At 47.9% G+C, this 11,499-nt stretch carries 8 protein-coding genes and 1 CRISPR repeat array; of the genes, 6 read left to right on the top strand and 2 right to left on the bottom strand.

The features are described from left to right. Positions 1 to 98: 98 nt before the first annotated feature. The 6 genes from casA to cas2e all read left to right on the top strand — a co-directional run bounded on the left by casA (position 99) and on the right by cas2e (position 6,001). The gene (gene casA / locus BB427_RS14720; RefSeq protein ID WP_069021506.1) at positions 99 to 2,177 is read left to right on the top strand and encodes a type I-E CRISPR-associated protein Cse1/CasA; all 2,079 of its coding nucleotides are present in this window, start codon (positions 99 to 101) and stop codon (positions 2,175 to 2,177) included. 14 nt (positions 2,178 to 2,191) lie between these two features. After that, entirely contained in the window at positions 2,192 to 3,358 is a 1,167-nt protein-coding gene (gene cas7e / locus BB427_RS14725) for a type I-E CRISPR-associated protein Cas7/Cse4/CasC (RefSeq protein ID WP_069021508.1), read from the top strand. After that, positions 3,355 to 4,026, top strand: a complete 672-nt coding sequence (cas5e, locus tag BB427_RS14730; RefSeq protein ID WP_069021510.1) for a type I-E CRISPR-associated protein Cas5/CasD — start codon at positions 3,355 to 3,357, stop codon at positions 4,024 to 4,026. The genes cas7e and cas5e overlap by 4 nt, the downstream gene beginning before the upstream one ends. Beyond that, the gene (gene cas6e, locus BB427_RS14735; protein WP_069021512.1) at positions 4,019 to 4,696 is read left to right on the top strand and encodes a type I-E CRISPR-associated protein Cas6/Cse3/CasE; all 678 of its coding nucleotides are present in this window, start codon (positions 4,019 to 4,021) and stop codon (positions 4,694 to 4,696) included. The genes cas5e and cas6e overlap by 8 nt, the downstream gene beginning before the upstream one ends. A gap of 70 nt (positions 4,697 to 4,766) precedes the next feature. Next, positions 4,767 to 5,696, top strand: a complete 930-nt coding sequence (cas1e, locus tag BB427_RS14740; protein WP_069021514.1) for a type I-E CRISPR-associated endonuclease Cas1e — start codon at positions 4,767 to 4,769, stop codon at positions 5,694 to 5,696. Continuing rightward, positions 5,693 to 6,001 carry a type I-E CRISPR-associated endoribonuclease Cas2e gene (gene cas2e / locus BB427_RS14745; protein WP_069021516.1) on the top strand — a complete coding sequence of 103 codons (309 nt, stop codon included), beginning with the start codon at positions 5,693 to 5,695 and terminating at the stop codon, positions 5,999 to 6,001. The genes cas1e and cas2e overlap by 4 nt, the downstream gene beginning before the upstream one ends. Before the next feature lie 153 nt (positions 6,002 to 6,154). Further along, positions 6,155 to 9,499: direct repeats of the CRISPR family, unit length 29 nt; unit sequence GTGTTCCCCGTACGCACGGGGCTAAACCG. Positions 9,500 to 9,850: 351 nt separating this feature from the next. Here the strand turns inward: cas2e and BB427_RS14750 are convergent. Together BB427_RS14750 and BB427_RS14755 are read right to left on the bottom strand one after the other, a co-directional pair. Then, the gene (locus BB427_RS14750) at positions 9,851 to 10,126 is read right to left on the bottom strand and encodes a SelT/SelW/SelH family protein (protein ID WP_017218799.1); all 276 of its coding nucleotides are present in this window, start codon (positions 10,124 to 10,126) and stop codon (positions 9,851 to 9,853) included. Between the two features lie 203 nt (positions 10,127 to 10,329). Further along, entirely contained in the window at positions 10,330 to 11,490 is a 1,161-nt protein-coding gene (locus BB427_RS14755) for an aspartyl/asparaginyl beta-hydroxylase domain-containing protein (RefSeq protein ID WP_069021518.1), read from the bottom strand. Positions 11,491 to 11,499 lie beyond the last annotated feature (9 nt).

Raw genomic sequence — 11,499 nt, forward strand, 5'->3', positions numbered from 1 at the left:
AAGTGGAATCCCACCCTGGCAGTAACACTGTGGAGCTTTGTCCAAAATTAATGAAATTAGAAAGCAATAATTGGTTTACTTACAGAGTGTGAGGGAATATGAAATACGATTTATTAACTGAAAGCTGGATACCAGCCCAGGATTTACAGGGGGTAACCAACGAATATTCAATATTATCGTTGCTTAAGGCTGCCCCAAAGTTAAAGCGGATAGTGCACGAAAAGCCGCTTGTAGTGGCATCGGTACAACGCTTATTACTGGCAATCTTGTATCGCAGTTATGGCTACCTGGAACCGGACGAGTGGGATGAGGTTTTTGCAGCTGGGAAGTTCGCTGATCAAGTCTCCAGCTATCTTGGCTCGCCTAAGTGCGCAGAACGGTTTGACCTTTTTTCAGAATCAAACCCCTTCTTTCAAACAGCAAACTTTACTAAGGAAAAGGGCGTAACAACATCGGTCAAAAAGCTCTCCCCTGATCTGGCGAGCGGCAACAATAAAACCCTATTCAACCACATTGCTGATAATCATGAGTTCTCACTACCGGCAAATGAAGCCGCACTTCAGCTACTTGTTTGTCAGTATTTTAGCTTGGGTGGTGGGAATAGCGGTAGCTCTGTTCAATTTGGCAAGCACCCCAATTTCACTTACGCGCCTTTGGTTGGAGGGGCTGTTGTAATGGTGGAGGGCGAGAATCTGTTCCAAACTTTGATGCTCAATTTGCATATGCCTAAAAATGAAGAATTGCTCGAGTGCAAAACGGACCTGCCTGTATGGGAGCAAAATGAGCCTGAGCAGCCTCAGGCTCGTGAAATGCGGGGGTTGACCGATTACCTCACTTGGCGTACTCGTCATGTACGTTTACTGCCCCAGACAGATGGCAGTGTTGGCCGTATGTTTTTTGCACAGGGTTTGCCTAATCCAAAAGAAATGGAGCAGGAGCCTTACTTCGCTTACCGTCTTAATAAAGAACAAAAGAAATTGCCGATTAGGTTGAGTTTTGAACGGGCCTGTTGGCGAGATACGGCCAATCTATTGCAATATGCCAGATCGACTAAAGTGGGTATAGAGCCCACAGATTTGCGGCCTGCAGGTATCCAATTGCTAGCCGCGGAAGACAATGAGTTAATCGATAAACTAAAAATAAATTGTCAGCTAATCGCTCTGGAGAACAGTGATGCTACCCCTATATGTTGGTTTGAAGAACGCTTGCCACTGGCGATTAACTTGATCGAAAAAGACCAAGTACAAAAGAACAAGTACAGTGCGCATCTGGTTAAAGGCCTGGAAATCGCAGAGGCCATTCATAGTCAGCTTATGAGTGCAGTAAGAACCTTTGCTTCTCACCTACTACCAGATGGTGCAACGACACAAGATATTTCAACAAAAGTTGAGTCGATCAACCCTGCACGTTTCTACTGGCCTAAGCTTAATGAGTCGTTTGAACAGTTTATTTGGGCATTAAGCAACAACAATGAAGAGGCCAAATCTAGTTGGCGCAAAGTGTGCCAGGAAACTGCATTTGCTGCATTCGAAGGTGCGACATACAGCTGGTGCTATGGTGGAGTTAGAGCGCAAAAGGGCTTGAGTATCGCTAAACAACAGCTAGAAGAATCGCTATACGGAAGAACATGGCAGCGTCATGTTTACTGGAGTCAGGATACTCAGGAAATCATCAGGCAGTTATTTCAGTGGGATAATCCAGATTACCCAAGAAGGGATATTCTGGCAGCACTTAGGAAGTCTCTGGATCTGCAAAAAGGCTCTCAACTGACGGCGGTATCTTACTTAGGTCCGCTATTGGCGAGAGAGGAAAAGCGCTCTGAAGTCCAGACCTTTGTTTCTGGTTTATTTGCAAGCCATACCAAAGCATTTCAGGAAGCTCAGCACACTAGTTTTGGTGGTAGTTGGCGTTTGGCAGACGAAGGCCAACGCCCCGGTATGAGCTTTCGTTTTGAATGCCTGCTGGAGGCCAAAGGTGAGCAGTTAAAGCAAACGCTGCGCCAGATGGTACAAATTCTAAAAAGCAAAGACATTGCCATTGATTACCGAACTCTGATGGAAGATCTCTATCACTGGGATAGCGACGACAAACGCATTCAACTTAAATGGGCCAGAGATTACTGGGCCAAACCAACTCAATCCGATGAGTCAACAGACTCAGCAGAAGCGACAAATTAAAAAGGAGTTACCTTATGTCTTTTATAGAATTTCATGTATTACAAAACTTTGCCCCCAGCAACCTAAACCGCGACGATACCAATACGCCTAAATCTTGTGTGTTTGGTGGTTCACAACGGGCGCGTATCTCAAGCCAATGTCAGAAGCGTGCAATCCGTACCCATGATGTATTTAAAGATGCCGTGGTTGAGCATCAGGGTGATCTCGCTGTCCGAACTAAGAAATTAGTGTCTATTTTAGTGGGTCACTTGGTAGAGAATGGGAAACCAGAGGATGACAGCAATAGGGTATGTAAAAATTTACTTGGTATTGCTGAATTAAAATTGGAACAACCAGAAGAAAAGAACAATTTTAAAACAAAGTACTTACTCTATGTTGGATTGAATGAAATTACGGCACTGAAAACGATTTCACTTGAAAACTTCGACGCGCTAAATCAGGAAGGCAAGAAAAAAGTAGATAAAAAGCTCATAAAATTAGTAGAAGAAGCGTTTGGCGTAGATAGCAGAACATTTGCTGCTGATATCGCACTATTTGGCCGTATGGTGGCGAATAATAACAAAGGCATAGATCTTGATGTTGATGCTGCGTGCCAGGTGGCTCATGCAATTTCAACCAATATCGTTATACCAGCTATGGACTTTTTTACTGCTGTGGATGACGAATTGCAGGCAGGTGAGCAAGGCTCCGGTATGATGGGTGGAGTGTACTTCAACAGTGCCTGTTATTACCGTTATGCTCAGATCAATATAGATAAACTAGTGGCCAATCTTGGGCAGGATAAGGAGCAGGTGACAGGCGCTGTAAAAGGCTTTTTCCGGGCGTTAGTTCAGGCGGTGCCTTCGGGTAAACAAAACAGTTTTGCGGCGCAGAATCCGCCAAGCTATATCAAAGTGAATGTACGCAAAGATGGTGCGCCCTGGTCTCTGAGCAACGCATTTACTCAGGCGGTAATGATAGACAAGCCTGATGAAGCGGAGCTTGAGCACCAGTCGGCACAAAAACTGGAAATGTTCGCCAAGAAGCTGGCTTCTATGTATGGCGAATCGGGCTTTATTTTTGAGGGGCGCAGCACTTACATCGATAATCTGGAAGAGTATCAGGACAAAGACAGTGGCACCATTGCACAACTGGAAGCTCAGATGCTGGATGCACTGCAAGGTGCTTTGGAGTGTCAATGAGCACTTTGTTGATCCGACTAGCCGGACCAATGCAGTCATGGGGGCTAAAAAGTGCCTTTGAACTGCGTAATACCCAGCTTGATCCGACAAAAAGTGGTGTGATCGGTTTGCTGTGCGCATCGCTAGGGCGTGAGCGAAACGAACCACTGAATGATCTTACAGCATTGCGAATGGGCGTGCGCATAGATAAACCGGGCGATCTGGCATTTGATTATCAAACGGCGCTGAATGTGGCTAGGGCGAATGGAAATCCGCCGGGTACTCAATTATCACAGCGAGCTTATCTGGCAGATGCCGCCTTTTGGGTGGGCTTTGAAGGCGATGCGGTTTTGCTTAAAAAACTGCATCATGCTCTGTTAAACCCGGTCTGGCCGCAGTTTTTAGGGCGTAAGTCATATTTACCGGGCATTCCTTTAGTTGATCCTCACAGTGCGTGTTTAGAATTACCTTTAGAGCTGGCGTTGCAACAAGCACCAAGAATGCAAGCCGAGCATGAAAAGGTAGCCGGAACACCTGTGAAGTACATCATAGACAGCGAAGCACAAGAAGGCACGGAGCAACGGCATGACGTGCCACTGAGCTTTGAGATCAACCACAGAGCCTTTACATTCAGAAGTGTTAAAAGCAGTTGGGGGTTGGTGGATACGGAGGAAGTGCTATATGTCTGACACTCTTTGGTATGAAAGCCGATTGTATTTTGATCCTGACCAGGCGGGAGAAGATCTTGGCTTTTTACATCCTGATGATCTTTACAAGCAGCATCAGTGGGTGTGGCGTTGTTTTGTTGACAGCGAGCTGACTCAGGCTGATTTTATGTTTCGCGTGGATATGGCGTTGCCAGTGCCAACAGTGTTTATTCGCTCAAAGCGTCAGCTAAAAGAGGCGATTAAAAGCTGGAAAATAGTCACTCAAACACAGCAGGAACAGCTCAAAGAAGCAGGGCTGGTTCAGTTCTCATTGCGCGCTAACCCGACGGTAGATATTACGCCAAAAGGAGAGAAAACTCGCCGTCACGATGTTTTGATGCATGCCAAAAAACAGGCTCAAAGAGCAAATAGCAACGTGAATGAAGCTGTTGATATTGCTGCAAAAGCCTGGCTTGACAAAAAACTACAAAAGGGTGGTCTGGAGTTGCTAACTCAGTGTATTGAGTTCAGCAATTACAAGCAGCACAAAGTGGTTAAAAAAGACGGGGCCAGGCCCATCCAGTTGAGCACACTGGACTATTTTGGTGTGGCAAAAATCACCGATGTGCAAAAACTGGAGCAGGCATTATTCAACGGCATCGGCCGCTCCAAAGCTTTTGGCTGCGGACTGATGTTGATCAAGCCGTTGTAATCTAATCAGTAAGGCGGGGCGACTCGCCTTTTTCTTAGCTAATCTTTTACTTAATTTAGGAGTGCAGGGAATGGCATTTCTTCCTTTAAAACCTATTCCAATTAAAGATCGTAACTCCATGATTTTTATTGGTATGGGGCGTATTGATGTGCGCGACGGCGCATTTGTTGTGATTGATGAAGTAAACGGCGAGAGGATGCTCATTCCGGTGGGCTCTGTGGTGTGTATTATGCTGGAGCCGGGCACTCGGGTGAGCCATGCGGCGGTGAAACTAGCAGCGACCACGGGCACGTTGCTTATCTGGGTGGGCGAAGCGGGCGTCAGGCTATACTCTGCTGGGCAGCCCGGTGGTGCGCGCTCCGATAAGCTACTCTATCAGGCCAAGCTGGCGCTGGATGAAAACCTGCGGCTCAAAGTCGTGCGCAAAATGTTTGAGCTACGCTTTGGCGAACCGGCACCGGAGCGGCGCTCGGTTGATCAGCTGCGGGGTATTGAAGGCACGCGTGTGCGCAAGACCTATGAACTGCTTGCTAAACAGTATCAGGTCAGCTGGCAGGGACGACGTTATGATCCCAAAAACTGGGCGAAGGGTGACGTGATCAATCAGTGCATCAGCGCTGCTACGTCTTGCCTGTACGGCGTTACTGAAGCCGCTGTTTTGGCCGCAGGCTATGCGCCTGCCATTGGCTTTTTGCATACCGGCAAGCCGTTGTCGTTTGTGTATGATATTGCTGACATTATAAAATTCGATACCGTGGTGCCTGTGGCGTTTAAAATTGCCAAACGGCGGCCACAGTCCCCCGATCGTGAAGTACGTATCGCCTGTCGCGAAGCGTTCCGTAAAGACAAGGTATTACCACGCCTTATCCCGCTGATTGAAGAAGTATTAGCCGCCGGAGAGGTAACACCGCCCGAGCCCTATGCTGACGCACAACCGCCCGCTATCCCTGAACCTGAATCCATTGGTGACGAAGGTCATCGCAGCGGAGGACCACTATGAGTATGTGCATGGTTGTTACTGAGGCGGTGCCACCGAGGTTAAGAGGTCGCTTGGCGGTGTGGCTACTGGAAATCCGTGCGGGTGTGTACGTGGGGGATGTAAGTAAACGCATTCGCGAAATGATCTGGTTTCAGGTCAGTGAGCTGGCGGAAGGCGGCAATGCCGTTATGGCCTGGGCAACCAACACAGAATCAGGTTTTGATTTTATCACTTACGGCGAAAACGCCAGAATGCCGGTTGATTTTCAGGGGCTGAGATTGGTGAAGTACACGCCCAGAGTAGATGATAGCCAGGGGGCAGATTAGCGAACGCCCCACTTTTTAATTCGATTTAATGCTCTTTAACAAGTTGGAGGTTAAGATTTTTACCTCACAATGAGAGGTACTTTTGTACCTAAAATTTTCGGTAACTTTTACTAGGTGATTTTTCTTTATTAAAAACAAGTATATAATTTTAGAGTGTTCCCCGTACGCACGGGGCTAAACCGGATTGTTCTGTTATTGCCACGCCAGATGGGGCGTGTTCCCCGTACGCACGGGGCTAAACCGCAAACTGAACTACTCACCAAAATGGCCGAGTAGTGTTCCCCGTACGCACGGGGCTAAACCGTCACTGGTGACCACTAAAAACCAACGCTACGAGTGTTCCCCGTACGCACGGGGCTAAACCGAACGCTGCGCACAGCATTAGAATTGCTCGAATGTGTTCCCCGTACGCACGGGGCTAAACCGCCAAATCAGACATGCGCGCATTTGCATTGTCTGTGTTCCCCGTACGCACGGGGCTAAACCGTGTTTTCGTCAGGCTTTCATCGCGTATTCCTTGTGTTCCCCGTACGCACGGGGCTAAACCGGAAAACGACTACTACGAGCGTGAACAGCTTGAGTGTTCCCCGTACGCACGGGGCTAAACCGTGAGACATTTATGGGTGATATTATCAAGACGCGTGTTCCCCGTACGCACGGGGCTAAACCGGTAAATTGGTGGTTGATATTTCCCCCCCTCTTGTGTTCCCCGTACGCACGGGGCTAAACCGCAATGTTATCCCCCCTGAAAATCTACAAACAGGTGTTCCCCGTACGCACGGGGCTAAACCGGTGATCGAGAAACTGCTGTTTTGTGTTTACCACGTGTTCCCCGTACGCACGGGGCTAAACCGAAATATATAAAATATATTTATTATGTATTTTTGTGTTCCCCGTACGCACGGGGCTAAACCGATATTACTCGAAATTCTGTCTCTACATTAAAAGTGTTCCCCGTACGCACGGGGCTAAACCGTAAACTATAAATAGGAAATCTAATGTTAACGTGTGTTCCCCGTACGCACGGGGCTAAACCGCCTTGGTTTAACGCTGTATGCGGTGTATTGGCGTGTTCCCCGTACGCACGGGGCTAAACCGGTAGACGGTGCGCCTTACCTCTCGCCTGTAGCGTGTTCCCCGTACGCACGGGGCTAAACCGGAGATCGCGAACCTCTTACTAGGCCAATACTAGTGTTCCCCGTACGCACGGGGCTAAACCGTAAAGCCCGATCCCTTTACGTTAGTACCAGGGCGTGTTCCCCGTACGCACGGGGCTAAACCGTATGGTATCGAAAACCTAAATCAGCACCGGTCGTGTTCCCCGTACGCACGGGGCTAAACCGAGAAATATGGTGAGATTGACTCGGCCAAAGAAGTGTTCCCCGTACGCACGGGGCTAAACCGTATCTCAAAGTGCATAACCTAAGCCACGAAACGTGTTCCCCGTACGCACGGGGCTAAACCGGTGACAGTGTGGAGTCCCAATCGGTAAACTTTGTGTTCCCCGTACGCACGGGGCTAAACCGTGAGGTTTAAATGGGTTTATTTAGCTCAAAGTGTGTTCCCCGTACGCACGGGGCTAAACCGTCACATCAATGTGCCCAGGCGCGTCACATTATGTGTTCCCCGTACGCACGGGGCTAAACCGATCGGCATATCTCCACAGTTAGCTTGTAATTTGTGTTCCCCGTACGCACGGGGCTAAACCGTTACCCAGTGGCGATGTGATGACGCCAGATGTGTGTTCCCCGTACGCACGGGGCTAAACCGACAATCTGGAACAGTTTTATAACCTCATTGCTGTGTTCCCCGTACGCACGGGGCTAAACCGCCCCCATCGAGGGGCTTTTTTGATCTAAACACGTGTTCCCCGTACGCACGGGGCTAAACCGACCTTTTAATGGAAATGAAAAATGCTCTAGTGGTGTTCCCCGTACGCACGGGGCTAAACCGTATGCCGACATATTAACTATCGACATTAGATAGTGTTCCCCGTACGCACGGGGCTAAACCGAAATCAACATCGAGGTTTATGGGCAGGTCAATGTGTTCCCCGTACGCACGGGGCTAAACCGTTGAATGGACGCTAGTTCCACATGTTCAAGTTGTGTTCCCCGTACGCACGGGGCTAAACCGCTTTTCGCGTGACCCAACCAATTCCTTTAAGTGTGTTCCCCGTACGCACGGGGCTAAACCGCAGGTTATTGAAGAGGATGGTTTTGCTTTAGTGTGTTCCCCGTACGCACGGGGCTAAACCGCTCTTTAATTGTCACATAGCTATAAACAAACCGTGTTCCCCGTACGCACGGGGCTAAACCGCCGACTGGCGCACAAGCAAGCGCTTCAGTTCGGTGTTCCCCGTACGCACGGGGCTAAACCGTCAGATGCCGCTACTACAACAGATTATTTCGGCGTGTTCCCCGTACGCACGGGGCTAAACCGTCTTTATATTCGCCAAACTCAACACGCTGCAGGTGTTCCCCGTACGCACGGGGCTAAACCGTTCGGCTTTCAATCCCTTTTCTTTTGCACTGAGTGTTCCCCGTACGCACGGGGCTAAACCGTAACTTTAATATGCGTGTGCCGGCAATGATTTGTGTTCCCCGTACGCACGGGGCTAAACCGCCGTTAGACTCAAACAGTTTTGCAAATTGGTTGTGTTCCCCGTATGCACGGGGCTAAACCGCGGTTTTGCATGTCTTCAGCGGCAGCGTAGGTGTGTTCCCCGTATGCACGGGGCTAAACCGTTATTTCACTATTAAACGCTGGTAGCGTAGGTGTGTTCCCCGTATGCACGGGGCTAAACCGTGTTTTCAAACTCAGCCTTCAGAGTTTTAATTGTGTTCCCCGTATGCACGGGGCTAAACCGGGTGAGCAGCTCAAAAAAGCCAAGCAAGCGGAGTGTTCCCCGTATGCACGGGGCTAAACCAGTTCTTCTTACACCTTTTCTACCTGCTTGCCAGTGTTCCCCGTATGCACGGGGCTAAACCGAATAACGCGCCTTGCCATTTACATGTCAGTTCGTGTTCCCCGTATGCACGGGGCTAAACCGTAATATTGCTTATTTGTAAATGTTTCAATGTAGTGTTCCCCGTATGCACGGGGCTAAACCGCACACCACTCCAACTTTCTGAAGTAAGCCAGGCGTGTTCCCCGTATGCTCGGGGCTAAACCGCGTAATGGACTTGCTGATTATTATATTTCTCTGTGTTCCCCGTATGCACGGGGCTAAACCGACGATAGGGTGAACCTGTTTAAGTCAAAGAGCGTGTTCCCCGTATGCACGGGGCTAAACCGCGTGATTCCATAGCTCTTTAATTAGACACCCAGTGTTCCCCGTATGCACGGGGCTAAACCGCTAACATACCGGTATCGCTCGATGTCGACCCTGTGTTCCCCGTACGCACGGGGCTAAACCGCGGCTTTCAAACTGGGTTTCAACTAAATCATTGAGGCGTGTTACATCGACGTGTTCCCCGTATTCACGGGGCTAAACCGAGCAAAACACGGAAAAGTACGAGGCTAAACCTGAGTTATTCAGGTCTGAATCATGTGCTGTAATTCGTCCGTGAAGCAGCATCCTTCACGCATCCATGCGCTCACCTTAGCAGGCTGCGAAACGGTGATGACTCCAGACTTCCTGCCTTTCGCCCTCGGGTCAGCAGAGCTGTTCAAAAATATTCCAGATATTTTTGTCGGTCCTACTTCGCCCCCGTATGAACGGGACTAAATCGGAATTACTCAGGTCTGGATTACGTGCTGGAATTTATCTATGAAGCTGTTAACCGGTGGGGACTTTGGACTCGCCCATACGCTCCGGATTAAGTGATAGCCACCATTGTTCGCCGGTTACTTATCTACATGGCCTAAATCACGCTCAGGATCTAATAAATCTCTCACTCTTCTTTTGAGCACCTTGGCTTCTGGAAAACCACCGTCGGCTTTTCGGCACCAAATTAACGTATCATTGTAGTAGATTTCGAATATGCCTTTACTTGCTGGTGCAAGTGCAACTTGTTTTAAATCGTCAGAGAAAGTTGAAAGCAATTCTTGTGCAAGCCAAGAAGCTCGCAGCATCCATTGGCAAAGCACGCAATAATGAATTGTAATGATCGGTTTTTGCATGAATTTACATTAACTTGAATATTGTGATTGGATTTTAGCACTGTGATTTATGATGTGGCTAGCATGAAAAAAACGGGGGTTACCCCCCGAAATTATCCAGGGAGACCTCAATCATAAGGTCAGACTTTAAGTTACGGGTTATTCACATAGTAACAACCCCTTTTGTGGTAAGTTGGGGGGGAGACGTGATGAAAATTAGGATTCTAGTGATCGTTTCTATATTGAACCAAAGTTGCGTTTAAATTATCAATCCAACGTTGTCTATTTTTAAATTCTGATTGTATTGCCTGGCATTGAGTCGGTGTTAGATCAGGATGCCAAATTGAGAATATAAGTACAATTCGGTCACGGTCGCTGCCATTATGTGCCATATGCAAATAGGAGTCATCGAAGATGGTGAGTTGATGTTCTTGCCATGAAGCACGCTCGCCATTGACGTCTAGGTAACAGTCATGGGGAATATCTATGGCTAAATGCACTGTTAAGCTGTGGTTCGAAAGGCCGTAATGTGGAGTGATGGTTTGGCCTTTGGCTAATTTAGAGTAAAACACTTCGTATGGCGATGCTGTTAAGCCATAACAAGGTACTTTCTCTAAGGCTTTTTTAAGTATAGGAAAGTGCTTTGACACTGAAACGTTTTCCACTCCCTCTTTAAAAAGGGATAACGCTTGCCAGTTGTTACTGTTTGCGAGCATTGGAAATGCGCTTTCATACTCTTTACCCGACAAATAAGGCGTAAGGTGTGAAGATGCGCTATTAAACGTATTGTGAAACTCTTTGATAATGTCGGGGATCGTAGCGTTAAAGCTTTCATACCATGCAAATTGCTCCGCGGGCCAGATAGGATGAGCTCTTAGATTCGCGACATAAAAAAGATGTGGGGCTTGGGCTGTTTCAAAAGGTTTACTGCAGTATTGCACCCAGCGAGCGGACTCAATGCTTGATGCTGTACCAAGGTTTTTTTCCATACACTGCCAAGCTTTTTGGAAGCGCTCAAGTGTTTGGGGGGCGGTGCTATTGGTGAGTTGAAGCCGCTTAAAACTACCTGTGAGTGCTTCACATAAGGTGTAACATACGAGTGCTGTACTGTCTTCTCCCTTCTTCTCTAATAAATGTCCAAGGTACAGATATACTAAGTAGTTTTTGGGTGCCAGAGTAAGGCAGTGAAAGTAGGCCTTTTCACTTTCAGGTAACGCTCCAATTTGCTCTAAAATTACAGCAACTCGATAGCTTAGTTCAGCACTTTGAGGATAACTATCGATTAGCTTCGATAATAGTAATGGCCAACTATTTTGTGGCTCGCATTCGAGAATTGGCTGTAAAAGTGAGTCTATATTGAGTGGTTGTGTCTCTTCGTTTGTCATTAAAGTGGT

The sequence above is a fragment of the Pseudoalteromonas sp. BMB genome (genome assembly GCF_001709235.1).
In the GTDB taxonomy this organism is placed as follows: Bacteria; Pseudomonadota; Gammaproteobacteria; order Enterobacterales; family Alteromonadaceae; genus Pseudoalteromonas; species Pseudoalteromonas maricaloris.

Coding starts and splice junctions, on each gene's coding strand:
- casA (WP_069021506.1), top strand. CDS start 99: ATGAAATACGATTTATTAACTGAAAGCTGGATACCAGCCCAGGATTTA.
- cas7e (WP_069021508.1), top strand. CDS start 2,192: ATGTCTTTTATAGAATTTCATGTATTACAAAACTTTGCCCCCAGCAAC.
- cas5e (WP_069021510.1), top strand. CDS start 3,355: ATGAGCACTTTGTTGATCCGACTAGCCGGACCAATGCAGTCATGGGGG.
- cas6e (WP_069021512.1), top strand. CDS start 4,019: ATGTCTGACACTCTTTGGTATGAAAGCCGATTGTATTTTGATCCTGAC.
- cas1e (WP_069021514.1), top strand. CDS start 4,767: ATGGCATTTCTTCCTTTAAAACCTATTCCAATTAAAGATCGTAACTCC.
- cas2e (WP_069021516.1), top strand. CDS start 5,693: ATGAGTATGTGCATGGTTGTTACTGAGGCGGTGCCACCGAGGTTAAGA.
- BB427_RS14750 (WP_017218799.1), bottom strand. CDS start 10,126: ATGCAAAAACCGATCATTACAATTCATTATTGCGTGCTTTGCCAATGG.
- BB427_RS14755 (WP_069021518.1), bottom strand. CDS start 11,490: ATGACAAACGAAGAGACACAACCACTCAATATAGACTCACTTTTACAG.